29 protein-coding genes are annotated in these 26234 nt (G+C 59.0%); 17 read left to right on the forward strand and 12 right to left on the reverse strand.

Translation table 11 applies throughout. The features are described 5' to 3' along the window. Window positions 1-82 precede the first annotated feature (82 nt). The 3 genes from FSO04_RS07935 to FSO04_RS07945 form a co-directional block, all read right to left on the reverse strand. The gene (locus FSO04_RS07935; protein WP_154559141.1) at window positions 83-559 is read right to left on the reverse strand and encodes an Lrp/AsnC family transcriptional regulator; all 477 of its coding nucleotides are present in this window, start codon (window positions 557-559) and stop codon (window positions 83-85) included. A 520-nt stretch (window positions 560-1079) separates the two neighbouring features. Beyond that, window positions 1080-2729 (reverse strand): fatty acid--CoA ligase, encoded by a 1650-nt coding sequence (locus FSO04_RS07940; protein ID WP_154559142.1) that lies wholly within the window; start codon window positions 2727-2729, stop codon window positions 1080-1082. A 110-nt stretch (window positions 2730-2839) separates the two neighbouring features. After that, on the reverse strand, window positions 2840-3334 hold the full coding sequence (locus FSO04_RS07945) for a 2,4'-dihydroxyacetophenone dioxygenase family protein (RefSeq protein WP_154559143.1): 495 nt from the start codon (window positions 3332-3334) through the stop codon (window positions 2840-2842). 202 nt (window positions 3335-3536) lie between these two features. Between FSO04_RS07945 and FSO04_RS07950 the strand changes: the two genes are divergently transcribed. From FSO04_RS07950 to FSO04_RS07970, 5 genes are all read left to right on the forward strand, one after another. Continuing rightward, window positions 3537-4130 carry a TetR/AcrR family transcriptional regulator gene (locus FSO04_RS07950; RefSeq protein WP_154559144.1) on the forward strand — a complete coding sequence of 198 codons (594 nt, stop codon included), beginning with the start codon at window positions 3537-3539 and terminating at the stop codon, window positions 4128-4130. 195 nt (window positions 4131-4325) lie between these two features. After that, on the forward strand, window positions 4326-5534 hold the full coding sequence (locus FSO04_RS07955) for a CaiB/BaiF CoA transferase family protein (protein WP_154559145.1): 1209 nt from the start codon (window positions 4326-4328) through the stop codon (window positions 5532-5534). 192 nt (window positions 5535-5726) lie between these two features. Then, window positions 5727-6233 (forward strand): 2,4'-dihydroxyacetophenone dioxygenase family protein, encoded by a 507-nt coding sequence (locus tag FSO04_RS07960; protein ID WP_154559146.1) that lies wholly within the window; start codon window positions 5727-5729, stop codon window positions 6231-6233. 50 nt (window positions 6234-6283) lie between these two features. After that, window positions 6284-7165: an alpha/beta fold hydrolase gene (locus FSO04_RS07965; RefSeq protein ID WP_154559147.1), complete on the forward strand. Its 882-nt coding sequence runs from the start codon at window positions 6284-6286 to the stop codon at window positions 7163-7165. A gap of 62 nt (window positions 7166-7227) precedes the next feature. After that, window positions 7228-8154, forward strand: coding sequence for a 3-hydroxyacyl-CoA dehydrogenase (locus FSO04_RS07970; RefSeq protein WP_154559148.1), 927 nt, complete (start codon window positions 7228-7230; stop codon window positions 8152-8154). 19 nt (window positions 8155-8173) lie between these two features. On the opposite strand, the gene FSO04_RS07975 is transcribed toward FSO04_RS07970, so the two are convergent. After that, window positions 8174-9199 carry an AraC family transcriptional regulator gene (locus tag FSO04_RS07975; RefSeq protein WP_154559149.1) on the reverse strand — a complete coding sequence of 342 codons (1026 nt, stop codon included), beginning with the start codon at window positions 9197-9199 and terminating at the stop codon, window positions 8174-8176. Between the two features lie 481 nt (window positions 9200-9680). Between FSO04_RS07975 and FSO04_RS07980 the strand changes: the two genes are divergently transcribed. The 3 genes from FSO04_RS07980 (at window position 9681) to FSO04_RS07990 (ending at window position 14159) form a co-directional block, all read left to right on the forward strand. Then, on the forward strand, window positions 9681-10787 hold the full coding sequence (locus FSO04_RS07980) for a porin (protein ID WP_154559150.1): 1107 nt from the start codon (window positions 9681-9683) through the stop codon (window positions 10785-10787). 74 nt (window positions 10788-10861) lie between these two features. Continuing rightward, window positions 10862-12196 (forward strand): MFS transporter, encoded by a 1335-nt coding sequence (locus tag FSO04_RS07985; protein WP_154559151.1) that lies wholly within the window; start codon window positions 10862-10864, stop codon window positions 12194-12196. A gap of 265 nt (window positions 12197-12461) precedes the next feature. Further along, window positions 12462-14159 carry an adenylate/guanylate cyclase domain-containing protein gene (locus FSO04_RS07990; protein WP_154559152.1) on the forward strand — a complete coding sequence of 566 codons (1698 nt, stop codon included), beginning with the start codon at window positions 12462-12464 and terminating at the stop codon, window positions 14157-14159. Between the two features lie 6 nt (window positions 14160-14165). On the opposite strand, the gene FSO04_RS07995 is transcribed toward FSO04_RS07990, so the two are convergent. Both FSO04_RS07995 and FSO04_RS08000 read right to left on the reverse strand, forming a co-directional pair. After that, a complete protein-coding gene (locus FSO04_RS07995) occupies window positions 14166-14951 on the reverse strand; it encodes an anti-sigma factor family protein (RefSeq protein ID WP_154559153.1) in 786 nt (261 codons plus the stop codon). After that, window positions 14951-15490 carry a sigma-70 family RNA polymerase sigma factor gene (locus FSO04_RS08000; RefSeq protein ID WP_154559154.1) on the reverse strand — a complete coding sequence of 180 codons (540 nt, stop codon included), beginning with the start codon at window positions 15488-15490 and terminating at the stop codon, window positions 14951-14953. Before FSO04_RS08000 ends, FSO04_RS07995 begins: the two co-directional genes overlap by 1 nt. Window positions 15491-15751: 261 nt before the next feature. Between FSO04_RS08000 and FSO04_RS08005 the strand changes: the two genes are divergently transcribed. Together FSO04_RS08005 and FSO04_RS08010 are read left to right on the forward strand one after the other, a co-directional pair. After that, on the forward strand, window positions 15752-15997 hold the full coding sequence (locus FSO04_RS08005; RefSeq protein WP_154559155.1) for a DUF4148 domain-containing protein: 246 nt from the start codon (window positions 15752-15754) through the stop codon (window positions 15995-15997). Window positions 15998-16136: 139 nt separating this feature from the next. Next, entirely contained in the window at window positions 16137-16457 is a 321-nt protein-coding gene (locus tag FSO04_RS08010) for a DUF4148 domain-containing protein (protein ID WP_154559156.1), read from the forward strand. Between the two features lie 143 nt (window positions 16458-16600). On the opposite strand, the gene FSO04_RS08015 is transcribed toward FSO04_RS08010, so the two are convergent. Both FSO04_RS08015 and FSO04_RS08020 read right to left on the reverse strand, forming a co-directional pair. After that, the gene (locus FSO04_RS08015; RefSeq protein ID WP_233464776.1) at window positions 16601-16897 is read right to left on the reverse strand and encodes a cupredoxin domain-containing protein; all 297 of its coding nucleotides are present in this window, start codon (window positions 16895-16897) and stop codon (window positions 16601-16603) included. Between the two features lie 85 nt (window positions 16898-16982). After that, window positions 16983-17927, reverse strand: a complete 945-nt coding sequence (locus FSO04_RS08020; protein ID WP_154559158.1) for a metallophosphoesterase family protein — start codon at window positions 17925-17927, stop codon at window positions 16983-16985. 461 nt (window positions 17928-18388) lie between these two features. Between FSO04_RS08020 and FSO04_RS08025 the strand changes: the two genes are divergently transcribed. Continuing rightward, a complete protein-coding gene (locus tag FSO04_RS08025) occupies window positions 18389-18652 on the forward strand; it encodes a hypothetical protein (protein ID WP_154559159.1) in 264 nt (87 codons plus the stop codon). Window positions 18653-18985: 333 nt separating this feature from the next. On the opposite strand, the gene FSO04_RS08030 is transcribed toward FSO04_RS08025, so the two are convergent. Next, window positions 18986-19303 carry a DUF4148 domain-containing protein gene (locus FSO04_RS08030; RefSeq protein ID WP_154559160.1) on the reverse strand — a complete coding sequence of 106 codons (318 nt, stop codon included), beginning with the start codon at window positions 19301-19303 and terminating at the stop codon, window positions 18986-18988. 382 nt (window positions 19304-19685) lie between these two features. Here FSO04_RS08030 and FSO04_RS08035 point away from each other — a divergent pair, with 382 nt between their 5' ends. Together FSO04_RS08035 and FSO04_RS08040 are read left to right on the forward strand one after the other, a co-directional pair. Next, window positions 19686-19988, forward strand: a complete 303-nt coding sequence (locus tag FSO04_RS08035; protein WP_233464777.1) for a hypothetical protein — start codon at window positions 19686-19688, stop codon at window positions 19986-19988. Between the two features lie 245 nt (window positions 19989-20233). After that, the gene (locus FSO04_RS08040; RefSeq protein WP_154559162.1) at window positions 20234-21277 is read left to right on the forward strand and encodes a patatin-like phospholipase family protein; all 1044 of its coding nucleotides are present in this window, start codon (window positions 20234-20236) and stop codon (window positions 21275-21277) included. Window positions 21278-21376: 99 nt separating this feature from the next. Here the strand turns inward: FSO04_RS08040 and FSO04_RS08045 are convergent, their stop codons facing one another. Together FSO04_RS08045 and FSO04_RS08050 are read right to left on the reverse strand one after the other, a co-directional pair. After that, window positions 21377-21754, reverse strand: coding sequence for a copper resistance CopC family protein (locus tag FSO04_RS08045; RefSeq protein WP_154559163.1), 378 nt, complete (start codon window positions 21752-21754; stop codon window positions 21377-21379). 80 nt (window positions 21755-21834) lie between these two features. Further along, a complete protein-coding gene (locus FSO04_RS08050) occupies window positions 21835-23004 on the reverse strand; it encodes a porin (RefSeq protein ID WP_154559164.1) in 1170 nt (389 codons plus the stop codon). Window positions 23005-23445: 441 nt separating this feature from the next. Here FSO04_RS08050 and FSO04_RS08055 point away from each other — a divergent pair, with 441 nt between their 5' ends. Then, window positions 23446-23766 (forward strand): DUF4148 domain-containing protein, encoded by a 321-nt coding sequence (locus tag FSO04_RS08055; protein WP_154559165.1) that lies wholly within the window; start codon window positions 23446-23448, stop codon window positions 23764-23766. Between the two features lie 237 nt (window positions 23767-24003). Here the strand turns inward: FSO04_RS08055 and FSO04_RS08060 are convergent, their stop codons facing one another. After that, entirely contained in the window at window positions 24004-24513 is a 510-nt protein-coding gene (locus FSO04_RS08060; RefSeq protein WP_154559166.1) for a DUF1269 domain-containing protein, read from the reverse strand. Here FSO04_RS08060 and FSO04_RS48260 point away from each other — a divergent pair. The 3 genes from FSO04_RS48260 (at window position 24512) to FSO04_RS08075 (ending at window position 26105) form a co-directional block, all read left to right on the forward strand. Continuing rightward, window positions 24512-24955: a cytochrome b gene (locus tag FSO04_RS48260; protein WP_154559167.1), complete on the forward strand. Its 444-nt coding sequence runs from the start codon at window positions 24512-24514 to the stop codon at window positions 24953-24955. The genes FSO04_RS08060 and FSO04_RS48260 overlap by 2 nt on opposite strands. 360 nt (window positions 24956-25315) lie before the next feature. Further along, window positions 25316-25657 carry a DUF4148 domain-containing protein gene (locus FSO04_RS08070; protein ID WP_168435602.1) on the forward strand — a complete coding sequence of 114 codons (342 nt, stop codon included), beginning with the start codon at window positions 25316-25318 and terminating at the stop codon, window positions 25655-25657. A 67-nt stretch (window positions 25658-25724) separates the two neighbouring features. Continuing rightward, on the forward strand, window positions 25725-26105 hold the full coding sequence (locus FSO04_RS08075; RefSeq protein WP_154559169.1) for a DUF4148 domain-containing protein: 381 nt from the start codon (window positions 25725-25727) through the stop codon (window positions 26103-26105). Window positions 26106-26234: the final 129 nt, after the last annotated feature.

A 26234-nucleotide genomic window follows, 5' to 3' on the forward strand; every position in this document is an offset into this window, starting at 1 on the left:
GTTTCTCTGACCGCTCTTAAGTCCGATAGTTAGCTCCTTTACGTCGCGCGATGTTTAGGAGTTTCTTTCTTTCCAACCCAATCTAAATTGATGTACCTAAAGGCATCGGCAGAGTAAAGCCAGCTTTAACGCGATCCATAACAACCATCGTTTTGAAAGACTTAATATCCGTATTCTCGTAGAAGAAACGCCTGGTAAACTGCTCGTAGTCTTCCATATTGTTTGCAGTAACCAGTAGAACAAAGTCTGCATCACCCGTAACGTAGAAGCCGCTCATTACCTCGGTAGTATTGCAGATCGCCTGCTTGAAGCGGTCAACGATGTCCGCCCGCTCCCGCTCCAAGGTGACCAGGACCAACATCGTCACGTTCCGGCCAATCGCCTTGGGTGAAACGATTGAAATGTCTGCTTCAATCACGCCCTCTGATCGCAACCGCTTCAGTCGACGTTGGACCCCAGTTGCGGACAATCCGACCTTTTCTCCAAGCTCGTCGCTGGTCAGGCGATTGTTACGTTGCACAAGGTCAAGAATGCGAGCGTCGATTTTGTCGAGATCCATGGTCATTACGGTCTGGCTATTAAACAACTGACAGAATAGCGGAAGTCCTCTCGAGCATCTAGCACGCGACACGGTGTGGTCAATCTCGACGTTGCGCGGCGGAGATCGTGATAGGCGCAACCGTCTGTTGACTAGATGACCAACTCCTGCCCCCCAGGGTGGGGACTCGTCGAACGCAACTGCGACATGCTCCCGTTTCCTGCTGCCACTCGCCTCGTTCACGTTGAGATGTGGGTGATCATCAACGTCGTCATGAAGTAAAAGCGCGCTTGCGTGCATACACAGGGCAATGCCAATCAGAAGCGCCTTCTTGTGGTTTCGCAGGACCATACGCAACGGTGCAACGTGGCTGACGTCACGTTGCGCTTTTCGACGCTCGAACACGGGACTCTCATCAACAGTTCGACGAATGATCAAGGCTACCCAATCCTATACGCCCAACTCCTCGCCAACGAACTCGTCAAGCGTTGCCACGCTATAGCCCGGGATGCTCATCGTCTCGTCTCCTCCATTTCACCGGTCAGATAAACAGTTCACGCAGACGCTTCTTGTTCATCTTGCCGACGCTCGTTTTTTCGAGCGCCTCGACGAGCTTGACGATCTGCGGTACCGCGTACTTCGAGATCTGTCCTTTCTCGCTGAACGCGAGGACGTGCTTTTTGACATCCTCCTCCGTAAGCGTTGTAGTTAGGCCCTTCCTGGGTACAACCAGCGCCACGGGCCGTTCGCCCCACTTTTCGTCCTTGACACCGATTACGGCAACTTCCGCAACACCTGGATGCTGCGAAATCAGGCTTTCGATTTCAAGCGACGAGACCCACTCGCCGCCTGACTTGATCACGTCCTTGATGCGATCGGTGATCTGCAGATTGCCCGTAGCGTCGATGTTGGCAATATCCTGGGTATGCAGATAGCCGCCTTCCCAGAGCTGCCCGGACGCCTCCGGATTCTTCAGATAGCCCTGGGTAAGCCACGGTGCGCGCACGACGATCTCTCCATACGCCTTGCCGTCGTGCGCGACGTCTTCCATGTTCTCATTCACAATGCGCAAGTCGACGAGCGGCACTGGATAGCCGGTCTTGCAGCGCAGGCGCACCTCCTCTTCCGTGTCGATGTCCCCGCTGTCCGGCCTCAACTGCGCGAGGCTCAGCATGGGGCACGTCTCGGACATGCCGTAGCCGGTAAAGATATCGATGCCACGGTCGAGCGCGGCGCGCGCGAGGCCGTGAGGCAATGCGCCGCCGCCAATGATGACCTTCCACTTGCCCAGATCGACATCCTTTGCCTCTGGACAGTTCAACAGCATGTGCAGAATCGTGCCGACGCAGTGCGAGAACGTGACCTCTTCGTCGCGCACCAGTTGCACGAGCCGCTCCGGCACATAGCGTCCTGGATAAACCTGCTTCACACCGAGCACCGTGGCGATGTAGGGTATGCCCCAGGCGTGAACATGGAACATCGGAGTAAGCGGCATGTACACGTCGCCGCGATGAAAACGTTGCCCCGACACCGGGCTCGCCAGCGCAGCCATGGCGGTAATCGTGTGCAACACCAGTTGCCGATGTGAGAAGTAGACGCCCTTGGGCAAGCCGGTGGTGCCTGTCGTGTAGAACGTGGTGGCCCGTGTGTTCTCGTCGAAATCCGGGAACGCATAAGTGGACGCGCTCCTGGCAAGCAGGCTTTCGTATTCGTCGGAGAACGGAATCGTGTGGGCGCATGCTTCGCTGCCTTCCTCTCCGATCCAGACGAATGTGCGCACCGTTTCGAGCTTGTCCCTGATCGCTTCCACCACAGGTAGAAAATCGGTGTGAACGAGCAGGATCTCCGCGCCGGCATGATTGATGGTGTAGGCGATTTCTGAAGGCGAGAGCCGCACGTTCACAGTCTGCAAGACGGCACCCATCATCGGTATGGCGAAGTAGCATTCGAGATAGCGATGACTGTCCCAGTCCATGACCGCGACAGTACTGCCATGCTGCGCTCCGAGTCCACTCAGACCACTGGCGAGCCGCGCAATGCGTTCGCCCAGCGTCCTGTAGGTCAACCGCTTCTGCCCTCTGTACACAATCTCCTGGTTCGGCGCGTGGGCGAGTGGCGTATGCAGCAGGTGCTTGATCAGCAATGGATAAGCATAGGCTGACGGCGTCGGATTCATCGCCTGGTCGTGCATCTACATCTCCTTGGTTCCGATAGTGGGTACCCGGTTCACGAATGCATCCACCAGCGGCGTCCGCGTAGCGGCATCTCGGCGATGTTCTCGCTCCGGGTTATGCAGGCATGCTATTGGCCGATCAGGTCGATCTCGGGCAACTCATTGGCTTTGCAGTAGTCCTGATAGCGGCTCAAAGCCGTCCGCCACGTCTCGACGAACGTGACCTTGCCGTCTTCGTCGAGGAAATGGAGCTCACCGGTCGACACCACGAGCGCCATACCATTGTCGTCGTCGGAGAGATTCGTGAACGAGTGTGACGACTCCGAGGGCTCAAACACGAAATCGCCGGCTTGCGCGATCCAGTCGTGCTGGTCGTATTTCCAGCGACCGCTCAGCGTGTAGACCATCACCGTGCCGGTATGGCGATGAATATGCGCGCCTTCGCCTTTGGCCGCCTTCATGAGCAGGACCACTTCGCCCGTGACCGGGTTGATCTTGAAGTACTTGAGTAGAATCTTGTCGTTGATCGGCGCGAAGGGAATCCACGGCGTGGCGTTTCCAGCAATATGGACCGTGTCGATTGCGGAAACATCGTTGAGGGCTAGCGTCGCTTCTGCGTTCATGGAATGAGTCTCCGATTGTGTTGAGGGCTGGGCGTGCGCAGCGTGAACCGTGCGCAATCTCCAGTGCCTATTCAATCGCAAGTCGTCCGTCGGAACTTGACCTGTGCCGCCCGATTTTGTACTTTACGCGCCACTCGCCTGTTCTTTCCGATAATGTGGGAAAGGCCAGAGAACGAGGCACAAACAACGGGAATACCACGACATGCAACAAACCGAAAAGCGCGAAAATCGTCGGATCGAGATCGCTGACCACGCGATCAGGTGCTTTGCGGAACACGGGTACGCTGAAACGTCGCTGCGCGACATCGCGGAAGCTGCAGAAATCAACTTAGGGCAGCTGCACTATTATTTTGAGAGCAAGACCGACCTCATTCTCTACACAATACGTCGCTACAAGACCCGCTTCATTGGTCGTCTTGTGGAAGCGATGGAGCAGGAAGGAACCACGAAGAACCGCGTAACCTCAGTCATCGACCTGCTAATCGCAGCCGCTACCAGCGACGCGAAGACTCATCGTCTCTGGTACGACCTACGCGCTCAAGCACTGTTTAATCCAGATTTGCGCGCAGCCACCTCGGAGATCGAGCGGGATCTGGAGAACGCCACCTCTACACTTCTTCATCTGCAGCAGCCTGAGGCATCACGCGGAACGATCCATCAGACATTTCTCCTGCTTGATGCGCACTTCTTCAATGCACTGCAAATGACACTCTCTGGAGAGGACCCCGAAGGCAAGCGATTTCGGCGCACCATACGGCGCCTGCTGGTTGCAGCGATTCCTGCCACTACAAAATAGGTCAACTGTCTAAAAAATTGACAAATTAGGACGATCGTCCCAATAATTCCGAGCCTCGGGCGCTCGAGACTCGGGTTAGGGATCGGATCGATGAAGAGTTCCACGCAAGTTGCGGACGACGCACTCACCTCCAGCCTGCACCCGGTCGACTAGAAGTGACCTCCTCGCTATACCCCCTGTCAACCTGGATTTGCCATGTCTAACCTGCCCTCCTCACTGCCGCTCGCCGGCATTCGCGTTCTCGATCTCTCCCGGATACTTGCCGGACCGTGGTGTTCCATGGTGCTGGGTGACCTCGGCGCCGAAGTCATCAAGGTCGAGCACCCAAAACGCGGCGACGACACCCGCGATTGGGGCCTGCGCGTCGGTTCGACCGAGACAGCCTATTTCAACAGCGTCAACCGCAACAAGCGCTCCGTGAGCCTCGACCTGCAAACCGCCGAGGGCCAGCAGATCGCGCGGGAGCTGGCGCAGAAGTGCGACGTCGTGATCCAGAACTTCAAGTTCGGCGGCGTGGAAAAGCTGGGCCTCGGATACGAGCAACTGAAGCAGGAACATGAGGACCTGATCTACTGCTCAATCTCCGGCTATGACCGCACGGGACCGGAAGCCGCACGTCCCGGCTACGATCTGGTGGTTCAAGGCGAGGCCGGGCTGATGGCGCTCAACGGCGAAGCCGATCAGCCGCCTCTGAAATTCGGCGTTGCGGCCGTCGACCTGTTCACCGGGATGTACTCCGCCCAGGCGGTGCTCGCAGCGCTGTTCGAGCGCCAGAAGACCGGCAAGGGACGCCACATCGAAATGGCGCTGTTCGATTGCGGCCTGATGATCACGTCGTATTACGGGCTGGAAGCGCTGATCATGGGCGAAGACCCGCCGCGTTACGGCAACGCGCATCCCTCGATCGTGCCCTACGGCGTATTCGATGCGGCCGATGGACCGCTCGTCATCACGGTCGGCAACAACAGTCAGTTCACGCGCTTCTGTCGCGATGTGATTGAACGCCCGGATCTTGCCGAAGACGAGCGCTTCCAGACGAACATCGGCCGTGCGGCGAACCGCGAGGCTCTCGTGCCCGAACTCAAGCGCGAGATTGGCCGGAGAGCACGCAGGGTGTTGCTGGAGCGCCTGGCTCAGGCCGGCATTCCATGTGGCGAAGTGCTCGGTCTTCACGAGGCACTCACCTCGAAGCGCGCGACGGACGCCGGGCTCGTGACGACGCAGCCGCATCCGGAGGCCGGCAGCACGCACGTCCTCGCTCCGCCCTACCGCTTCGACGGTGCGCGCTTGCCAGTACGAAGCGCACCGCCGCAACTCGGGGAAGGCACGAAGGATGTTCTGCAGTCGCTGCTTGGTCTGTCGGACGAACGGCTCTCACGGTTGAAGGCTGACGGCGTCGTTTGACGCCGCATTGCGCCTCGCTACAGGACCACACTTTCCTTCCGGTCCAGAGAAGAAAAACCTGGCGCGTAAAGTACAAAATGGGGCGGCACAGGTCAAGTTCCGACGGGCGACTTGCGATTGAATAGGCACTGGAGATTGCGCACGGTTCACGCTGCGCACGTCCAGCCCCCAACACAATCGGAGACTCATTCCATGAACGCAGAAGCGACGCTAGCCCTCAACGATGTTTCCGCGATCGACACGGTCCATATCGCTGGAAACGCCACGCCGTGGATTCCCTTCGCGCCGATCAACGACAAGATTCTACTCAAGTACTTCAAGATCAACCCCGTCACGGGCGAAGTGGTCCTGCTCATGAAGGCGGCCAAAGGCGAAGGCGCGCATATTCATCGCCATACCGGCACGGTGATGGTCTACACCCTCAGCGGTCGCTGGAAATACGACCAGCACGACTGGATCGCGCAAGCCGGCGATTTCGTGTTTGAGCCCTCGGAGTCGTCACACTCGTTCACGAATCTCTCCGACGACGACAATGGTATGGCGCTCGTGGTGTCGACCGGTGAGCTCCACTTCCTCGACGAAGACGGCAAGGTCACATTCGTCGAGACGTGGCGGACGGCTTTGAGCCGCTATCAGGACTACTGCAAAGCCAATGAGTTGCCCGAGATCGACCTGATCGGCTGCCAGGGCGGCCGTTAAGCGACGTCGACGCACCTGATCCACGCTTCTGCCTCACGGAGATCACACCGATGACTCACCTTGCACCCTCCGCACCGCTTCTGCCCCTGGAAGAGCTGACACTGGCCTGCGGGCCGCATACCCACAAAGCTCTGGCCGCGGGGCCGCGGAGCGGGGAGTGCGTTCTCCTGCTGCATGGGTGGCCGGAATTCGCCGACTGTTGGCGCGAGATTCTGGCCGCGCTCGGCGCAGCAGGCTACCGGGCAGTCGCTGTGGATCAGCGCGGCTACGCTGAGAACGCCCGGCCGAAAGACATTGCATCCTACGCAGCCGGGCACCTCCACTCGGACGCCCTGACATTCGCCAATCAACTGGGCGCAGGACGCTTCCATCTGATTGCCCACGATTGGGGCGGACTGGTTGCGTGGGGGCTCGCCTCGACGCATGCGCACCGCGTGAGTTCGCTGTCCGTGCTGGCCACGCCACATCCGTTAGCGCTGCAAGCGGCGCTCCATCAAGAAGACCAATACAAGCGCCTGGATTATGTTCGTGCGTTTCGTCAACCAGGGGGTGTCGCAGAGCAACGCCTGCTGGCGGACGGAGCAGCGGCGCTGCGGGCCGCATACGCCGGACGCGTTCCAGCTTCGCTGGTGGACGACAACGTGCGGCGTCTCAGCGAACCAGGCGCGCTTTCCGCGACGTTGAACTGGTATCGCGCGCTCCCCGACGACCTGTCTTATCCCGCAGGCCGCATTGCCGTCCCGACACTCTACGTTTGGGGATCCGAAGACCGCGCCCTGGGCCGCGAAGCCGCACTGCTCACGGAGGGCTTTGTCGACGGGCCCTACCGTTTCGAAATACTCGAGGGGGCAAGTCACTGGCTCCCGGAAGAAGCGCCGGACCGGATCATCCCATTGCTGCTCGACCATCTCGCCGCCTCGCCATTGGCGTGAATCCTCGCACCGGCAAAAGATCCGGCCCATCCGATCTACGATACGCACCGCACCCGTCACTCATGCCTACTCATTCCCTAAACGACAATCAGCCGATCGCACGCGTCATGGTGGCCGGCACCGGCGTGCTCGGCGCGCAGATCGCCTTTCAGTGTGCGTTTTCCGGTATCGACGTCGTAGCCTACGACGTCGATACCGCCTGCCTCGATCGCGCGAACGCCCGTTTCGATGCGCTAGGGCGCGTCTACGCTGCGGACCTCGGCGCGTCTCGCGAGCAGATCGAAGCCACGCTGGCACGCATCGAGGGCAATACCGACCTCGGTTTGGCCGTCGCCGGCACGGACCTCGTCATCGAAGCGATCCCTGAAGATCTGGCAATCAAGCAGTCTTTCTACCGTTCACTGTCGGCTGTAGCGCCGGCCGGCACCATCTTTGTGAGCAACTCGTCGACACTGGTGCCGAGCCAGTTCGCAATGTTCAGCGACCGGCCCGAGCGCGTGCTGAGCCTGCATTTCGCGAACGAGATCTGGAAGCACAATATTGCGGAAATCATGGGGCATGCGGGCACCGACCCCGCCGTATTCGCGCGCGTGGTTGAGTTTGCGCATCGCATCGGCATGGTGCCTTTGCCGCTGCGCAAGGAGCAGGCCGGCTGCCTGCTGAACACAATGCTCGTGCCCATGCTGGTCGCCGCGCTGGGTCTGCTGGTCAACGAGGTCGCAGATGTTCAGACGATCGACAAGGCGTGGATGATTGCCAAGGAGGATCGCATTGGCCCTTTCGGCGTTCTCGACAGAATCGGCATGACGACCGTCTATAACGTGACCCGCGCGCTTGCGGAACGGTCGGGTGATTCGACGCATCGGCGCATGGCGGAATACGTGAAAACTCATTTCATCGATACAGGGCATCTCGGTGAACTGGCGGGACGCGGCTTCTATCAATATCCCGATCCGGAATTCCTGAATCCAGCGTTCGTCGCCGCGTGAAACGCAGGGCACGCTATTGCTACTCAGCAGAGCGTCCGGGGTCAGCCCCGTGACGCATTGCTCGAAACTGCCGGGGCGTGACGCCCCGCAGTCGCTTGAACGCACGGCTAAATGCGCTTTGCTGCGAATAACCGAGCAGTTCCGAGATCTCGGCGAGACGCAGGTTCGACTGCTGCACATACTTCAATGCGAGATCTTCACGAACTTGTTCCCGCAGTTCATCGAACGTCGTGCGGGCCTCGGAGAGGCGACGTTGCAAGGACCGCGGGGACATGGCGAGCGCTCGCGCTATGGCGTTGAGCGAACTGTCCGTGAACGGCAAAAGTGCGCGAATCATCGTTTGCGTGCGCACCACCCATAGCGCCTCCACCTGGGCTCTTTCTCGCCGCAAATGTGCCTCAAGCACACGATGCGCGTTACGGCGAAGTTGTGTCACCGGACGCGTCACCGTACCGCGATCGAGGACAATCGCGTTTCTGTCCTGATCGAACTCGAGGGATGCTCCAAACGTACGCCTGTGCATTGTGCAGTCCGCAGGCGCCGAATGACGGAATTGCACAACGGCCGGCTGCCAGGCGGTACCGCAGACGGTACGCAAATACTGCATACCGTTAGCGAGACCCAGTTCAACTGCCTGAACCTCTCCGGGACCGGAAGCGTTTTCAAGGTCGTAAGTCAAAACCATTCCCTGATCGTCCCGCACAGCCCGTACAGAAGACATCGACGTATGTAGTACGTAGAACTCGGCAAGCGTATCCATTGCCTCCCCGATGGTACGTGCACCATGCATCATGACAAGGATCGGCCCCAGGACCGCAAGGCCCTGATATTCGGCGAGCCTCAGTCCAAAGTTCCGGCATTGCGTAACTTCGGCAGCTAGCGAAAGGAATCGAAGCACTTGCGCACCCCGGATCGGCACATCCGCGGAACGGAGCGCAAGCTCCGGCAGATCGGTTCCGGCCGCAACCAACTCGGGTTGAACGCCGAGCACCTCAAGCAGAGGAGCAGCTCCGGTCAACACAACACTGGGTAGGTAGCCTTGCATTCTAGATACAGATCGTCACTTGAGATGGTTCGCTGCGAGAGGGAATTTACCCGATGGTATCGCGTTGTCGACTGAAAGAGTACGCGCATTTGGCGCGGGGTCTCATTCGCGACCATTTTGTCTTGTAGGACTTGCCGCGTGCCGCGACGCAGGTGTTGAACGGGTCGTCGACGATGATCCGGTTAGCTGGCTACGCTGTCTGGTGAGATGTGGCGCGCAAAGTACAAATTCCGGCGGCGCGAGTCAAGTTCCCACGCGTGAATTGCGCGTAAATAGGGACCAGGGATTATGCAACGGCAAATCGGCAAGTACCTGAAGAATGATTAGGTATCCAAAATTTATAACGACATATAAAACGCTTCGGCTTGGGTCGCGTCTACGTGCAACGCTCTACTCAACGCGACAACACCGAATCACACCGCCGTTCACGCCGGTATCGCGCCATTCATTTACATACTATGAACTAAAGGAGACACCCTTCATGACGACAAAGATATCCACCATTCGTGCCATTCGAGACGCCGCCGTCGGCGGCGCCTGCACACTAGCCGTCACATTCGCCAGCGCACCCGCTGCTCATGCGCAAAGTAGCATCACCCTCTACGGAATCACCGACGCCTCGATCCTCTATACCAGCAAGACGGCCAACCTCGCCACCGGCGCCAGCGAAGGACACCAGTTTTCCTTTGAATCCGCCGGCGAAAACGCGTCTCGCTTCGGCCTGCGCGGAACCGAGGATCTCGGCGGCGGACTCGCCGCCATCTTCACTCTCGAAAGCGGCATTGACATCTCCAACGGGGGATTCGGGAACTCCAACGGCAACTTCTTTGGCCGCCAGGCTTGGGTCGGCGTCACCGGCGGCTTCGGTACCCTCACCGCCGGCCTTCAGTTTTCACCTTTCCTGTTGTCCATCTTCGCGAACGATCCCCGGGACCTCAAGCAGTTTGGCAGCGGGCTCGTCAGCTACGTCGACAACGTCATCGTCACCGGCCTCTTCAATCCCAATTCCGTTATGTACACGTCGCCCGAGATTGCCGGCATCCAGGGCCGCGCGATGTACGCATTCGGTGGGTCTCCGGGTAACTTCCAGGCCGGACAACAGTATTCAGCCGGGCTCACATATCACTACAGCGGCTTGCTGATCACCGCGGCGATGTATAACGGCAACTCCGGCGGCTCCGCGGCCACCATCCCGAACCCTAGCACCATCGCCTTCTCCGGGCGCAACATCGGCGCCACCTACTACTTCGACCGCCTGACTGTCAAAGCCACTTACACGCTCTACAAGGTCGCCGGCTCCTTCGACAACCGTGTGATCTCCGGCGGCCTCGCCTACAAGCTCACACCCGCCCTCTCCCTCGACGGCGGCGCCTGGTACACCCGCGACGGCAACAACTCGAACAACCATTCGATCCTCGGCTCGCTCGGCGTCGACTACTCACTGTCCAAGCGCACCACGCTCTATAGCCAGGTCGCCTACGTCAACAATCATGGGGGCATGAACACCGGCCTCGCGATCAACGGCGCGCTCTTTGGCGTACCTGGTTCCCAGTTCGCCGCCGACCTCGGCATTCGCCACTCGTTCTGAACGTTCCCAGACGACTGCGGTCGGGGTATACCGGCCGCGACGACACCAGGCTTAAGCCCGGAAGGAGACAAGTCATGAAATCTGGCGCGATTACTAGCGCTCCGCCATCGCAATCCTCGCTGACCAAGGCGACCGATGCAGTGTTTCTAAAGATCAGTTGGCGGATCCTGCCGATACTGGTGGTCTCGTACATGATCGCTTACCTGGATCGCGTCAACATCGGCTATGCGCAGCTACAGATGAAACAGACGCTGCCGTGGAACAACGCGGTCTATGGCCTCGGCGCCGGCATCTTCTTTCTCGGCTACTTTCTTTTCGAAGTTCCAAGCAACCTGCTACTAGCGAGAATCGGTGCGCGCAAGACGTTGCTGCGGATCATGGTGTGCTGGGGCATCGTCGCTGCGGCGACAATGTTCGTCGCAACGCCGACCGAGTTCTATATCGCCCGCTTCCTGCTTGGCGTCTTCGAGGCAGGCTTCTTCCCCGGCATCATTCTGTACTTCACATGGTGGTATCCGTCGGCGCGTCGCGGCCAGGCGATCGCAATCTTCATGTCGGCGACAACCATTGTCAGCGTGATCGCGGGGCCGCTGAACGGCGCGATCCTGAAGTACCTGCATGGTGTCAACGGCTTGTCCGGCTGGCAGTGGCTGTTTCTGCTTCAGGGACTTCCCGCGGTAGTACTCGGTATTCTTGTTTTCCAGTTTCTGGAGGACAAGCCAGCGGACGCGAAATGGCTTTTGCCTGCCGAGAAGGACCTCGTGTATTACAGTCTCGAACACGATAGGAACGATGCTCAGAGCGAGATCCACGCGAAGTTGGGGGACATCCTGCGCAACCCCAAGGTCTGGCTGCTGTCGCTGGTGTATTTTCTGCTGCTCGGGGCGACCTACACAATAGTGTTCTGGGCTCCGACCTTGATCCAGAGCTGGGGGGTCAAGGACGTGCTGGTGGTCGGCACCCTGGCGGTGTTCCCGAACGGATGCGGCGTGATTGGGATGATCCTGATTGGGCGCAGCTCTGACCGGCTGCATGAGCGCCGCTGGCATTTCGCGGCCTGTGTTGCCGTCGCGGCACTCGGCCTGTGGAGCACCACGCTGCTTCAGGGCAACCTGGTGGGCGGGCTGATGGCGCTGTCGTTCGCCGTGATCGGCATCGCTGCTGCGACGCCAGTTTTCTTCACGCTCGTTAGCGAGTCTCTGTCAGCAGGCGCTGCCGCCGCAGGCATCGCACTCATCAGCAGCCTCGGCAACCTTGGTCCAGCGGCGAGCCCGGCGATCAACGGGCTGATCACACAGCACAGCGGCAGTATGGTCTACAGCATGTATGTGGTGGTCGCGCAGTACCTGCTGGCCGGGATCATCCTGCTAGTCTCGGTGCGTTCAGCAAAGGGCGTGCGCTCAGTTTAGTCAGTCGCTTGATCGACAGTAGTAATATTCCTGAAGGGACGCTTTGAAAGATCAAGCTCCACAATAGAAGTGTCGAGGCACGTGGTCGCCCGGTTTGGCGTCGCAAGCAGGCCCGGTCCAAGCTGGCGTTTCTCAAAGAGCTCCGCTACCTTGGCGACAAGACGATGGATGCATGACTAAACACCCATTGCAACCACATCGAACCGAGCCCCGCCGGTCGATCTCCTAACGAAATGCCTTTGATCGAGAGGGTGGAGAGCAGAGCATGTTGCGCTTTCCCAGTATTCAAAGATGGCGGCCGGCGGGAGTGCGATCGGTTCGGTTGACCACCGGACTGGTGCTGTTCACCTATGTAGGGGCGCACCTCCTGAATCACTCGCTAGGGAATATCTCGCTCGCGTGGCTGGAGCGTGGTCTGCTTGTACAGAAGTTTATCTGGCAGGGATGGCTTGGAACAGGCGTGCTGTACAGCGCGCTCGTGACGCATTTCTTCCTGGGTCTGTGGGCTCTGTATGAGCGGCGCTCGGTGCATTGGAATCGGGGTGAGGCGACGCAGCTCGTCCTCGGTCTGTGCATTCCGCCGCTGCTAGCCAACCATCTCGCCAATACTCGGGTCGCATTTGCCGCGTTCGGCCTGAACAAGGGTTACGCGCAGTTGTTGTACTCGTTCTGGATCGCTTCGCCGTTTTTCGGCCGAGCACAGTTGGTGCTGTTGGTGGTCGCCTGGTCGCATGGGTGTTGCGGCGTCTGGTTCTGGTTGCGGTTGAAGCCATGGTTTGGGGCGTGGCGAAGCGTGTTGCTGAGCGTCGCCGTGCTGCTCCCGGTGCTCGCTCTGCTAGGCTTCCTGCAAGGCGGACGGGAAGTGATTGCGCTTGCGCAGGATCCCGTCTGGCGCGCCGCGGCGACTCGGTCGACGGTCGTCGGGACGGGATTGCAGAATCTCTGGCTCGCCGATCTGCGCAACGACTTTTTGCTCTTCGATGGTGGCGCGCTGCTGTTGGTACTTGGGGCGCGGCTGCTGCGCACGGTCCGGGAGCGCCGGCACGGCCGACTCTGCATCTTGTACCCAGACGGGCGCAAGGTATTCGCGCCGCTCGGATTTTCGGTGCTGGAAGCGAGCCGGATGGCCGGAGTTCCCCATGCGAGCACGTGCGGTGGCCGTGCCCGCTGCACATTGTGTAGAGTGCGCGTGCTCAGCGATGTGCCGCTGCCCACGCCAGCCGAGGCGGAGCGGCGCGTCCTGGAGCGACTGGGCGTTGACTCGCAGACAGTGCGTCTTGCTTGCCAGCTGCGGCCGATCCATGATCTCTCCGTGTGGCCATTGGTGCCGCCGGCCGCATCCACGGCCTTCCTGCAACCGCGTCAGCGGGACGTCATGCCGCAAGAGCGATTCGCGGCGTTCATGTTCGTGGACATGCGGGGTTCCACACAGCTTGCGGCGGCGCAACTACCGTTCGACAGCATATTCGTAGTCAGTCGCTTCCTGAGCGCTGTCTGTGCCGCGGTGGTAGAGGCGGGCGGTATGCCAAACCAGTTCATGGGCGACGCTGTGCTCGCGATCTTCGGCTTACACGGCGAGCCAGCCATTGCTTGTCGCCAGGCGCTTTGTGCGGTGCCGTTGGTGGCAGCCAACATTGATCAACTCAACGCTGCGCTCGAACAGCAGTTGCAAACGCCCATCCGGTTTGGCATTGGATTGCATTGCGGCCGGGCTGTAATGGGTGAGATTGGCTTTCGCGAGCATGTGACATTCACGGCAATTGGTGACCCACTGAACGTGGCCTCAAGACTTGAGGAATTGACAAAAGAAATCGCTTGCGACGCAATCGTGTCTGAACAGGTGTTCCAGCATGCCGGCGTTTCGGCGGCAGACCTGCCGCAGCTTGAGGCACACCTGAAAGGCCGCCATGACCCGGTTCCCGTCCGCGTGCTGTCCAAGGCGTCCCAGATGCCTCAGGCCTGACGCCACCTAGGAAGCGGGATGCGCTCGCAGGTCCGTAATGAAGCCGTTCAGTTCCATGTTCCCGGCATCGGTAATTGCCCAGTAATTCATTCCTGCGGCACTCCAGTGCGCGAGATGATAGCCCTGCCGCTGATAGATATGAGGCGTGGCGCCCGCGTCGTCGCCCGGCCATACATAAAGATTGATCGGGTGCAGCTTGTACCGATAGACCATCACGGCCACCGGCCGCCCGTCCAGGTAATCCAGCCGCCCACCGACCAGGGGATATCCCTGCTGCGCCAGATCGACCACCGGTGGCGCAAAGTCCAGCTTGCCGTCAAACCACGGTTTCACTGTGTGCCGGTCGGTTGAAATCACATCCGAGAGATGGTTGAACTGCAACGAGCGGATATGGTTGTCCACAAGTTCCTGACTCAGGCGCGTCTCGCTCGACGGCACCGAGAGGTACAACCCCGCGCTCCACGTCAGCGCGACCACACTCATCACCATCGCACCAACTGGTGCCCAGCCCAATGACCCACCGCCGCTGCGCCAACCGAACAGCTCAACCAGCCGTTGCCAAAGCGATGGCCGCCCCGGCAACGCCGCCTTGATGCGTTTCACCAGTTCCGCGGGCGCCTCGACGCGCAAATCCGCCCGCCTGAGCTGCGCACTCACCTGGCGGTGCTGCGAGTAGACCTGCTGACACTGCTCGCAGCCTGCCAGATGGCGCTCGCATTCGAGCGCCTCGGACAGGCTCAATTCCTGGTCGAGATAGCCGGGCAGCAATTCGAAGGCCTGTTCGTGATCCATCACGCCTCCTGATCCGTCGGGGCGAGCAGTGCCGCAAGTTGCTGGCGGCCCCGTCCGAGGCGCGACATCACGGTCCCCATCGGGATGCCCACAATGGTGGCGATTTCCTTGTACGACAATTCTTCCAGCTCCCGCAGGACGATCACCTCACGGTATTCCAGACGCAGACTCTGCAACGCCTTGTGTACCCGCCTCCGGCTCTGGCTGCATATGAGCATCGCTTCAGGATTGTCGTCGTGATCAGCGGTACTCGTCTCAAGACTATGCATATCTTCCTCAAACTCCAACGTATCCGGTGCGTGGCCCCGGTTCTGCTGATACCAGGTGTAGAAGGTATTGCGCACAATGCTTAGCAACCAGGCACGGGCATCGTCGCCGCGGAATCCGCCAAAAAAACGGAACGCGCGCAGATACGCTTCCTGCACCACGTCCTGGGCATCCTGGTCGTTATGCGTCAGCCATCGCGCTACATTGAAGGCGGAATTCATATGAGGTAACACGAGCTTCTCAAAGCGCTGCGCGCTGACTGGATCGGCCATGTGAAATTCCTGCAGTAACCGCAATCCGTGACCGACAGTAATCAAACCGCCAGCACGTCGTTTTTATTCCCCGCCGGTCAAAATCGCTCAGTAGTACTCTGGCGTAGGTCGACATCACCCCGACCAGCCATCCGATATATGTCGCCGATCGCAAGCTGACGCGGACAGTCAGGCCAATGCTTTTATCGAAGATATTGGAATATCTGATGACGAAGCGGCGTCTACTCATTGCATACCGCACGCTATTATCAGGAGTCTGAAATGAAGAAGCTCGCCATTGCCGCCATGTCGCTGTCCGTTCTCATGTCATCGGGCGCATTTGCCCAGAGCAAGACACGCGCCGAGGTCTATCAGGAACTGATCGAAGCGCAGCAGAACGGCCTGAACTATGTCACCGATACCTCGTACCCGGATGTCAATCCGATCTTCGCGGCGCAGGTCGCGCGCATGAAACAGGAGCATCTTGCGCAACAGCGCGCAGCCATGAAGAACAGCACTACCAATTGAACATGCGTTTCGTCCCGCCTGATCTTCCCTGGCGGATGACGGCACGCCTGCGTCCCGTCCTCTCACCACCGCTCGCATTATGTGCAGCCCAGGCTGATCTTCGCGGGAATCAGCATCCCAGGAAGCAAGGAGCAGCATCATGAAATCGGATTCAATGAATCAGTTTGTTGACCAGCCACTACGTGCGCTGGTTGTCGCGGGCGCGGTGCTGATGGCTACTTCAGCCAGCGTGTATGCACAATCTTCGTCTGCCCCTGCCGCACATCAGCTCACTCGCGCGGAAGTGCGACATGAACTCGAAGAGCTGGAGGCGGCCGGGTATAACCCGGCCCAGGGCGACGACGTTGACTACCCCGCCGACATTCAGGCCGCGGAAGCAAAGGTTGCCGCCAAACATCAAGCGGAAAGAAGTGCAGTGATGGGCCTGGGGCAGACCGGGCAGACGAAGCCGACACCTTAAGTCGGCGCAACGTCACAGTTCGGAACGTGATAATCCGTGCCGCGCACCCGCATTGATAGTGCGCAGCACGGAGCTCCCCCCTCTCGCCTTCTTCCGGACAATTACTCAACCTTTGGCGGCATGAGCTCAGGGAGAGAGTGCACCTAATTGACGGTAATCGTCGCTTTCATATACGGGTGAATGCCGCAGAATACCTTGTAGACACCGGGTTTATCGAACTTGAACTGGAAGGTGTCGTTCTGATCGAGCGGGCCGGAGTGGAACAGGCCGGCATCGTTGACAACCGCATGCGGTTCGCCATCGAGATTTTTCCAGGTCACGGTCGAACCAGCTTTGACCGTGAGCGACATCGGCGAGAACATGAAGTTCTTTATCATGACCGCATTGGCCTCCTGCGCCTGCGCGACGGCGAAATCGGAAGCGATTCCCCACATCAGCATCCCGATGCCGAGGGAGACGACGAAGGCGAGACGAAAGAAAGTGGTTCGCATGATTAGGATCCTTGTGGGTGAGTGGTGTCCGAAATCAGACGAGTGTCGTGTCGGCAAGTGTCGCCTTCAGCGGGTGGCGCGCGATCTTGATGCTGGTCACGCCAAGCATCCTCGGAAGCTGATCGCTCGCCACCGTCAGCGGCATGGGGCCGGGGCCATTGCCGGCCGTCGGTTGGGGATACGCCGTCGAGCGCGCTGTATGGAAGGTGATATTGCCCTCCACCTTCGACACGATCTGATGGATATGCCCGTTCAGGACGGTGACCGAACCAAAGCGCTTCAGATAGCTCATCGCCTGGCCAGAATCGCCGGTTCCCCACCCCCACGGTTCGTAAATCGTCCACATCGGCATGTGCGCAAAGACGACGATCGGTGTGCTGGACGAGCGCCCCTTCAAATCGTTTTCCAGCCAGGCGAGCTGGTCGTCGCCCAGGCCTCCCAGACCATTCAGCTTGAAATGCATGACGTTGACGAGCCCGATGAAGTGCACGCCATTGTGGTCGAAGCTGTAATAGCCTTTATTGTCCGAGGCTTGACCGAAACGGTTGAAGTATTCCGTCCCTGGCCCGTCTGTCACATCATGTTCGCCGGGCACGGTATGCAGCTCGGTGATATTCAGGCCCGACAACAATTGGGCCGCGAGGTCGAACTCTGCCGGTTTGGAAAGATGGGTAATGTCGCCTGTGTGAATCGTCAGCGCCGGCTTGACCGGCATGGCGTTGACAAAATCAATCGTCTGCTTGAGCGTACCGGCGACATCCGGATTGGCTTCCTTGTTGAAGCCTATATGAGTATCACTGATCTGAAGGAACAGGGGAACACCCGAGGCAACTGACGAATCCTTCGCCGTGGCGGCAAGGGCTAATTCCACCGGCGTGAGAACACCGCCGGCCAGGACAAACACGGTGCCTACGCCACCGAAGGCAAGACATTTCAACGCGCCGCGGCGCGACGGATCGGATGGAATATCTGACGACATAGTGCCCTCTCGACTAAGGTTCAGGAGGTAGCCCGCCAGATTATCCGACGGGCCTCCGGACTGGATTCAATACATAGACTGCCGGGTCCTCCGTTTTATTCCCGCCCGCTGCACATTTCGAATGTGGTCGTGGGGCCGGCGCAACCAGTTCGCGTCCTGGTGGCTGCGGTGGCCGCGCGCCAGGATCGCATTGCCACGCACGTAACCGCGACGCGATCAGAATCGGTGACCAATACCGATCCGCCGCCTGATGCTGACGAGCCGACTGCGGACTGATTTTTCTGTCGGCCAAATTCGTTTTATTGAAGGTGCGGGAATATCCAGCGACGAAACAGCGTCTACCTAGCTAACCAATTGCGCACGTCGATTGGACATGCTCATGGCCATGCGAGGCCGCGCCTGAAAGTGCAAAAACCCGCAGGCCCGCCCCCCGCTCCAATTGAAGACCAGGAGATGCGAAAATGAACCAGTTTGATCTTCGCGAAAGCCCGATCCCCGGCGCGTACAGCGCTGGCGCAGCCCGCGACCACAAGGCGGCGAACGGCATTCCAGGTTTGCGCAGCCGGCCCGTAGGCAGGAAAGCTTCGTCGCGCATCCGCCGCGCAGTCTGGCTCCCTGCCGCCTTCGCGGGACTGATGACTGCGGGATGCACGTCCCTGCCCCAGGCCGGCAGCAATGAATGCGTAGGTCCAGTCAGCTACTGCCAGCCGTTCTTCGGCTCCTGAATGGCAACTCTCCCCATGTCTGGTATCAAGGGCGACAAATGTGCATAGCAGATGGCTGGTGATTGCAGACAGAGGCGCATCGCAAAAAGGGTGCGCCTCCGATGCCGATCACTATCGTTGTCTACTTGCCAGATGCCTTGCGTCGTGGCGTTTTCTACCAGCAGCACGCTAGGCCCGGTTGTCACTTGCTGAGCAACGCGAGACCTGCACCTTTTTGCCTGCGCTCCTCGTCAAGCCGAAAGCGTTGTTCGTAACTATCGATGGGCGAACCTCAAACCGACCCTGCCCGGCCTCGAGAAACCGTGTGCGACCTGTACGCGCAATCCGTCGCATTCATGGTGTGTGCTTCGTCTGCGCCATCTGGCTTCCCCCCGTCAGCGCATCCTGTTGCGCTTGATGTTTGGCCTCCAACCTTTGTTCCGCCGCCTGAATGTCCTCTGGGTAGTAGAGATCATTGGGAACAGGGCGATATCCGACCGAAGCCAACTCCTTGAGTTCTTGCCGCACTTCGGCACGGGTGACCTGATGCGTGCCGGGCTCCGCCGACGTTTGCGCGTACACACAGGCTGACGTTGCCATCAGCACCGCACTCACGATGAGCGAACTACGCGCGGATTGACCAACAAGCCGATTAAGCGAATTCGATTTCATGATGCTACTCCTTGGTTTTCGAGCGCGTGATGGCCGCGATCCTCTCGACTCCAGCGCACGGCGCTCTGCATGGGTAAACCACGGAACCGTCATCCTTATTCCCTACTCTCTGGACCCGCCCTGCGCGGTATCGCTCCATCCGGCCTGAAGACATGGCCGGATGACCCGTCAACGGGACCACGGCTCGTCTACTCACACAGCAGTCGATCTCTTTTCTTAGGTATTTCGATCGTGAAAATTTCCATTTTTTTCACAGGCTGCGGGAATATCCGGCGACGAAACAGCGTCTACTCATTGCGTATCGCAAAACGGTATGAGGTCTGCAATGAAGGAATTTGACATGAAAAGCGTATTCAAGAGAGCGGGCGTGCCGCGAGCACTGATGGCATTGAGAGGACTCCTGCTAGCGGTATCGTGTATCGCCGCGGGCAGCGTCGCAGCGCAAGGTCTCAGCCCGTATGACGATATCAACTCGCCTGAAAACAGCACCCGGTTGATGCCGCAGGCTGCACGCGGGAGCGAGTATCCCACCCACGGTGATCGGCAGGCGGGAGAGCTGAATCTGAATCCGACGGATCCGCGGGCGCAACTCGCCAATGGTTTGCCGAACAATGCGCAGTCTGGTGGATACGGATCGCCACTAGCCGGCGTGAGGACCAATGTCGTGCCGCCGCCGAAGAACTGAGGGTCAAGACGAGCCGGGTTGGTGCATGATGTACTGCAGATAGCTGACTGCATTGAATCGGAAGTCTGATCGCCATCGAATCCAGGCATCTCACGTGGCTGATTCGAATGCGCGCTGGCGGGCCATCAACGGCACCCTGACTGGATCCAGTGTTGGTCGCGCCGCCTGATCATAGGCGTGCGAGAACGGCAGGGACGGGTAGCTAGTCGGGGGCGTGGCTGGACCCGGCATTGAGGAGGTTTCCGATGGCGACGACGAACAGGAAGCGGCCGATCGCGCAGAAGACGATCACACTCGCACTTCAAGGCGGCGGAATGCACGGAGCGTTCACCTGGGGCGTGCTTGACCGCCTGCTGGAGGACGGCCGGCTTTCAATTGAAGGCGTCAGCGCCACCAGTGCAGGTGCGATGAATGCCGCCGTCCTGGCCCACGGTCTACTAACGGGTGATTCCGAAAACGCGCGCCAGGCGCTGCACGACTTCTGGCGCGCCGTTGCACAATCGGCGGAGAGCTACGACCCCTTCGGCAAGATACCGTGGTTAAAAGGAGCTCACACGCTCGGACTGGACCACTCGTCCATGTACCTCATGGCGGACATCGTTCTTCGCATCCTGTCACCGTACCAGTTCAATCCCCACAACATGAATCCGCTGCGCGACATACTGAACCAACACGTCGATTTCGCCGCGTTGCGCAGACATTGCCCGATACACCTATATCTATGCGCAACTAACGTTGAGACCGGAAAAATACGAATCTTTTCCGGCGAGGAACTGTGCATAGAGGCTGTGCTTGCTTCGGCCTGTCTCCCGACACTGTTTCAGGCAGTAGAAATCGACGGAGAACACTACTGGGACGGAGGCTATGTCGGTAACCCGGCAATTTTCCCTCTGATCTATAACTGCGGAACGCACGATGTAGTGATTGTCCACATCAATCCGATAGTGCGCCCCGGTGTACCAACCACGCCGGCCGACATCCTCAACCGCATGAACGAAGTGAGCTTCAATTCGTCACTGATGCGAGAGATGCGCGCAATCGCTTTTGTAACCAAGTTGATCCAGCAACGAAGAATTGAGCCCGGCGGGATGAAGGAAATGTTGATCCACTCGATTCGGTCCGACCAGACAATGGCCGCACTCGGTGTGTCGAGCAAGTACAACGCCGACTGGAACTTCCTCTGCTCTTTGCGTGACCAGGGACGGACCGAGGCCGGGGCATGGCTCGAGGAGAACTACCACCACATCGGCCAACGATCGAGCGTCGATATCAGCAGGGAATTCCTTTAAGGCTACGTTGAACAAGCCGCGCAACGGACGTGAGCGCCGAAGATTGCAGAAAGAATCACTGAACTTCTAATGCAAACACAACGCCAGGCAAGATCGCCGCTATTTGAACGTGAAGGTGTATTCGGCTTCCGTGCGATGCCCGTCGGCAGCGACCGCAACCCATGTGACCGTATACACACCGGGCGTTAGCGGGTTCAGCAGCACCGCCATGTGTTTAGGGTTCGACGAATCGACCATCGACTTACCAAGCGAGACGGACCTCCGCTGTGCATCCGTCACCGTGATCGCGCTAAATGCCGCTTCGAGTCCGTCATCGAAATCGATCGACACCTCCCTGGGCGAAACAGACATGCTAGCCCCAGGCGGCGGCACCTGACGTTTTGGATAGGCATGGGCGTTCACCAGTTGCGCGATCGCGAGACTCAACGCGGCGACGGCGCCGCGTGCAGTGGAGCCGTTCAGGAAGGAGTTTTTCATAGACGTATCGTCAATCTTGATCAAGGCATGGATCGGGTATGGATAGCGCGACAGTTACGTCACGCGCCGACGTGTGACGATCAGAACCGCGTACGGATCCCCAACCGGCCCACCGCCTGATGCTGATTAGTCGACGGCGATACGCCGTTCACGTTTGCGACGGCGGGCGCTCCCGTCGAATCCCGGCCGTTGACCGTCTGATAGACGACCGCTGCATAAACGTCGGTGCGCGGCGACAACGTGTAATTCGCACCGATGGCGAACTGGTTGTAGTTCACGCCGCCGACCTTGCCCGTCACCTCGCTACCACGCGTGTAGTTATAAGAAATACCCGCGAGGAAAGCGGGCGTCACGTGATACTGGAAGCTAGCTTCGGCATCGTTGAACACCGCCGTGCTGCGCGCAAGCGCCGCGATATCACCGAACCGGATGTTCGAATAGGTTGCGCCGAACACAGCAGCTCCGAGCGCATAGGAACCGCCCCAGCCGATAACCTGATACGACTGCGCCGTAGCGTAGCCGCTAAACACCGGCGTGCCCGTCAGTCCATTGGATGTTGCCGTATCGGCCGGGTTGCTGCCGAACAGCGAAGCCGCCGGGTTCTTCACGTTCAGGTAAGCCACGCCCATGGCCAGCGGCCCCTGCTTGTAGCCCACCCCGAGCGAATAGACCTGGTCCGTCGTAAACGACCCCGCCACGCCTCCCAGGCTGTATATGCCGCCGAACGTCAACCCTGAGTAATCGATGCTCCTGAACTTGATCGCGTTGTTGGTTCGACGGCTGTTATTGAAGTTATCCAGATCGCCTGGGTGAGCCGAGTGCGCTGTACCAACATTCGAATCGCCGAATTCGAAGTTGCCCAGATAGTCCACCACGCTGTCGTACTGACGGCCGAGCGTGAGCGTGCCGAACCGGCTGCTGCTCAAGCCGACGAAAGCCTGGCGGCCGAACTCCGCACCGCCCTGCCCGAGCTTGCCGGTATTGAGGTCGAAACCATTCTCAAGCGTAAATATCGCGGCAAGGCCACCGCCCAGATCCTCGGTGCCTCGCAGACCCCATCGTGTGCCGTTCAGTCCGTTGATGGCATCGAGCGCGTATTTGGTACCGCCGCCGGTCTTGCCAGCCACCGGTACATTGCTGACGGCCTCGAATCCTTCATCGATCAGGCCGTACAACGTCACGCTGCTTTGCGCATGGACGACACCTGCCAGCGGGCACAAAGTTGCTAATGCCAGAAGTTGCTTCTTCATTGAGTGATCCCCAGATAGCCTGCAATTAAGCCGCAAGAAAATGGCGCATCCGCACCACGGATGTCCGTGTTTCAACCATGCGCGACCTGCTCGACGTCGCCCGACGTTCTGGTCCTTCGCGCGTGGCTCCATCCGGCTTGACGACGAGGCCGGATGAAGGCGTTTACCAGGGCCGTCGCACGTTTATTCCCATCTAGCTCGAAATTATTTGGCGTGTTGCAGGGTGCCCGCGTTCTTTTTCACAAACCCGGGAATATCCGTCGACCAACTGTGGTTAACTCAAATGCACATCTCGCAATATTCACCAGATACTAAGGAATCTGAAATGAATAGATCAATCTTGTTAGCTCGAGCCAACGCTGAGTCACTGACATTCATCTGATTCTCGGCCCGCCCTCTCTATCCTGCGAACCAGCACCTTGAAACACCAGGAGTATCGTCATGAAATCAATCTCACAAATTCGGTTATTCGACCAGTCGTTGCGCAACCTGGCGGTCGCAGGCGCGATTCTGATGTCGACTTCGGCTGGGGTGTTTGCGCAAACCATGCCTGAGCCGCCGACACATAGAGTCACGCGCGCAGAAGTCATGCAAGAACTCTACGAACTGGAGGCGGCAGGGTACAACCCGTCCCAGGGCGACGACGGTTCATATCCCGCAGATCTTCAGGCAGCGCAAGAAAAGGTTGCCGCCAAACATCGAGCGGAACGAAACGCGGTGATGAGCGCAGGCCAGAATGGGCAGGCGAAGCCGGCGCCTTGAGGTGCAGGCGGTCGCCAGTATTCCGTGTACATCGTTGATGTCGCGTACGCGACGTGATGCACGGTAGTCAGGTGTTGCCGCGGGCGATGGTTGTGCAACGTAAAACGCAGCGTTCGGGGCGAGGGCACCACCTCGCCGCGCCGCCCCGCACGACAACGAGCTTTCTGTCGTTCATATTGGTCCGCACATCACGGCGGACCACGTCATTGCGATGGAACCAGATGACATTACGCGGCGTCACGGAAACGCCGGGATCGTCGGGTCCGTTCCCTGGATGTCGGCCTCGGCGTGACGCAGCTTGATCACCTCCTCGATTTCTTCGACGCGATCTTTTGCGACGTCGACCATCATCAGCAGTTCGCCTTTTTCTATAGCCTGTTCAAAGCGCTTGAGCCGCGTATTCGGTACATCGACACCAATCATCGTCGCCGTCCATGCACCAAAGCCGGCGCCACAGAGCGTGATCGCCACGACCGCGCCGCCTGCAATCGTCAGGCCGGCCGGCGGGAACGCCAGTGCGACAAGTCCGGCCAGCGTCCCCGTGAGGCCGCCCATCGCCGCCCCTCTCGCGAGGGCGGGCAACAGATCGCTGCGTTGCGCCAGGGTTGCTTCTGGCAAATCCTCGAGCGGCACATTGTGATTGGCGATCACGTGGACATGTCGCCACTCGACCCGCGATAACAGAAGTTCGTTGATGATCATCTGTGCACTATGCACATTCGGTAATAGCAAATAGATACGTCTCATGTCCTTCTCCCGAACGGTGGCTCACCAGTCCCGAACCATCGGGAGGGTGTCTTGTCCATACCGCAACTCGAGTGAGGTTATTCCCGAAGGACTGGCCTGTTGGCAATCGACCGGGAATAGATCGCGCGTACTTTCGCCCAGCATTCCGAGGTGGCAAGCGTATTCCGCGAGCGTGTTGCACGGAACGCTGTACGTACTGCTGTTCCTGGTGCCGCTTGCCGGTTACGTGCACCGACTGGCGGGCGCACATCCGGTAAGTTTTTTTGGTTTGGTGGATATGCCGGTCTTCATCGGCCGGGACGAACCTTTGCGTTTGCTGACTGACACGCTGCACCGCGGGTTAGTGCCGACGCTTGCGCTCTTGATGATTGCGCATATCGCCGCCGCGTTGAAACACAAGTTCATCGACCGCGACGGCGTTGCTGGACGCATGGGAATTTGATCTACAGAAACTTCGCGGGAGGCGCCCTCTCCCGGCATCCTTCGAGATTTTCGTCAACGTAGGCTTGCTGGGCGACGCGGTCGCCAATGCATCATTTTTTTCCTGCACCCCTGGTAACTTTGGGAATAAACGGCGCCCGCTCCCTGTATACCGTAGTGTGAGCACGCCTGATGAAGACTGCGGCGTTCCATCCCCTCACATTGAAGCGAACAGAGAAAAGGGGAACGCGGTGTCCAACGTTCTGGATCACCGGGCTCCGGTCGGTTGCGATGCATGTGGTCCGACGGAACCCGGTTGAGTTTTCCGCGCGCTTCATGATGCAGAACCAGCAACTTCCTGTCATTTATATTGGAGTCCAAAGTGAATAAGCGAACCATTATATTCTCCCTGATCTTTGCCGCCGCGGCGGGCGTTGCGATCAACGCGCAGGCTCAAGAAAAGACCCGGGCGCAGGTACGGCAGGAGTTGATTGAAGCGGAACGAAACGGCCTGAATTTCGTGAGTGATACGTCGTACCCAGACGTTGCGCCGATCTTTGAACAGCAGGTCGCGCGGCTCAAGCAGCAAAACAGCGACAGTGGGATGGGTGTTGCAACGTCAGGCACAAGCGATGCCGGCCGCATCAAACGGGGGACGCCTCCTTCAGATCCGTCAGCCTGCGTTGGACCTGTCAGCTTCTGCGCTATTTATTCCGGCTCTTGAGCCACACGTCAACGTGCTTCACTAGTTCCCCGGCAAACCGGGGTCTTTGTTGGAAGGAGTCACAATCATGAAAAAGCTCACCCTGCTGGCACTGACGCTCAGTGCGGTCGTCATCTCCACATCGACTTTTGCGCAGTCAGCATCCGTCCCGCTCACCAGAGCGCAGGTACGCGCCGACCTCATCAGGCTCGAACAGGCCGGATACAATCCGTCGGCCAGCGATGACGCGACTTATCCCGCCGATATCCAGGCTGCGGAGGCGAAAGTAGCCGGCCAGGACGCTGAACAGCAAGCCGCCACACCCCAGCAGCAAAAAAGCGACAGCGGCATGGGCGCCGAAATGAAAGGCACGAGCGATTCCGGCCACAAAAAACAGGATATGCATCCCTCGAATCCGTCGACCTGCGTCGGACCTGTCAGCTTCTGCGATATTTTCTTCGGCTCTTGAGCCACAAGCCACCGTGCTACGCCAGAAGTGGTTTCATAAACGCCACGTGCTAACTTCTCGTGTGCCGTATTAGCTTGCCTGGCATGGCACGACGAGAAAAACTTGCAGAAGAGCAAGGGTACGAAGCTC

The sequence above is a fragment of the Paraburkholderia madseniana genome, assembly GCF_009690905.1.
Classification (GTDB): domain Bacteria; phylum Pseudomonadota; class Gammaproteobacteria; order Burkholderiales; family Burkholderiaceae; genus Paraburkholderia; species Paraburkholderia madseniana.

Bases quoted from the DNA above. Each gene is read 5' to 3' on its own strand.
- FSO04_RS07935 (WP_154559141.1), bottom strand. From the start codon at position 559: ATGGATCTCGACAAAATCGACGCTCGCATTCTTGACCTTGTGCAACGT.
- FSO04_RS07940 (WP_154559142.1), bottom strand. From the start codon at position 2,729: ATGCACGACCAGGCGATGAATCCGACGCCGTCAGCCTATGCTTATCCA.
- FSO04_RS07945 (WP_154559143.1), bottom strand. From the start codon at position 3,334: ATGAACGCAGAAGCGACGCTAGCCCTCAACGATGTTTCCGCAATCGAC.
- FSO04_RS07950 (WP_154559144.1), top strand. From the start codon at position 3,537: ATGCAACAAACCGAAAAGCGCGAAAATCGTCGGATCGAGATCGCTGAC.
- FSO04_RS07955 (WP_154559145.1), top strand. From the start codon at position 4,326: ATGTCTAACCTGCCCTCCTCACTGCCGCTCGCCGGCATTCGCGTTCTC.
- FSO04_RS07960 (WP_154559146.1), top strand. From the start codon at position 5,727: ATGAACGCAGAAGCGACGCTAGCCCTCAACGATGTTTCCGCGATCGAC.
- FSO04_RS07965 (WP_154559147.1), top strand. From the start codon at position 6,284: ATGACTCACCTTGCACCCTCCGCACCGCTTCTGCCCCTGGAAGAGCTG.
- FSO04_RS07970 (WP_154559148.1), top strand. From the start codon at position 7,228: ATGCCTACTCATTCCCTAAACGACAATCAGCCGATCGCACGCGTCATG.
- FSO04_RS07975 (WP_154559149.1), bottom strand. From the start codon at position 9,199: ATGCAAGGCTACCTACCCAGTGTTGTGTTGACCGGAGCTGCTCCTCTG.
- FSO04_RS07980 (WP_154559150.1), top strand. From the start codon at position 9,681: ATGACGACAAAGATATCCACCATTCGTGCCATTCGAGACGCCGCCGTC.
- FSO04_RS07985 (WP_154559151.1), top strand. From the start codon at position 10,862: ATGAAATCTGGCGCGATTACTAGCGCTCCGCCATCGCAATCCTCGCTG.
- FSO04_RS07990 (WP_154559152.1), top strand. From the start codon at position 12,462: ATGTTGCGCTTTCCCAGTATTCAAAGATGGCGGCCGGCGGGAGTGCGA.
- FSO04_RS07995 (WP_154559153.1), bottom strand. From the start codon at position 14,951: ATGGATCACGAACAGGCCTTCGAATTGCTGCCCGGCTATCTCGACCAG.
- FSO04_RS08000 (WP_154559154.1), bottom strand. From the start codon at position 15,490: ATGGCCGATCCAGTCAGCGCGCAGCGCTTTGAGAAGCTCGTGTTACCT.
- FSO04_RS08005 (WP_154559155.1), top strand. From the start codon at position 15,752: ATGAAGAAGCTCGCCATTGCCGCCATGTCGCTGTCCGTTCTCATGTCA.
- FSO04_RS08010 (WP_154559156.1), top strand. From the start codon at position 16,137: ATGAAATCGGATTCAATGAATCAGTTTGTTGACCAGCCACTACGTGCG.
- FSO04_RS08015 (WP_233464776.1), bottom strand. From the start codon at position 16,897: ATGCTGATGTGGGGAATCGCTTCCGATTTCGCCGTCGCGCAGGCGCAG.
- FSO04_RS08020 (WP_154559158.1), bottom strand. From the start codon at position 17,927: ATGTCGTCAGATATTCCATCCGATCCGTCGCGCCGCGGCGCGTTGAAA.
- FSO04_RS08025 (WP_154559159.1), top strand. From the start codon at position 18,389: ATGAACCAGTTTGATCTTCGCGAAAGCCCGATCCCCGGCGCGTACAGC.
- FSO04_RS08030 (WP_154559160.1), bottom strand. From the start codon at position 19,303: ATGAAATCGAATTCGCTTAATCGGCTTGTTGGTCAATCCGCGCGTAGT.
- FSO04_RS08035 (WP_233464777.1), top strand. From the start codon at position 19,686: ATGGCATTGAGAGGACTCCTGCTAGCGGTATCGTGTATCGCCGCGGGC.
- FSO04_RS08040 (WP_154559162.1), top strand. From the start codon at position 20,234: ATGGCGACGACGAACAGGAAGCGGCCGATCGCGCAGAAGACGATCACA.
- FSO04_RS08045 (WP_154559163.1), bottom strand. From the start codon at position 21,754: ATGAAAAACTCCTTCCTGAACGGCTCCACTGCACGCGGCGCCGTCGCC.
- FSO04_RS08050 (WP_154559164.1), bottom strand. From the start codon at position 23,004: ATGAAGAAGCAACTTCTGGCATTAGCAACTTTGTGCCCGCTGGCAGGT.
- FSO04_RS08055 (WP_154559165.1), top strand. From the start codon at position 23,446: ATGAAATCAATCTCACAAATTCGGTTATTCGACCAGTCGTTGCGCAAC.
- FSO04_RS48260 (WP_154559167.1), top strand. From the start codon at position 24,512: ATGTCCTTCTCCCGAACGGTGGCTCACCAGTCCCGAACCATCGGGAGG.
- FSO04_RS08060 (WP_154559166.1), bottom strand. From the start codon at position 24,513: ATGAGACGTATCTATTTGCTATTACCGAATGTGCATAGTGCACAGATG.
- FSO04_RS08075 (WP_154559169.1), top strand. From the start codon at position 25,725: ATGAAAAAGCTCACCCTGCTGGCACTGACGCTCAGTGCGGTCGTCATC.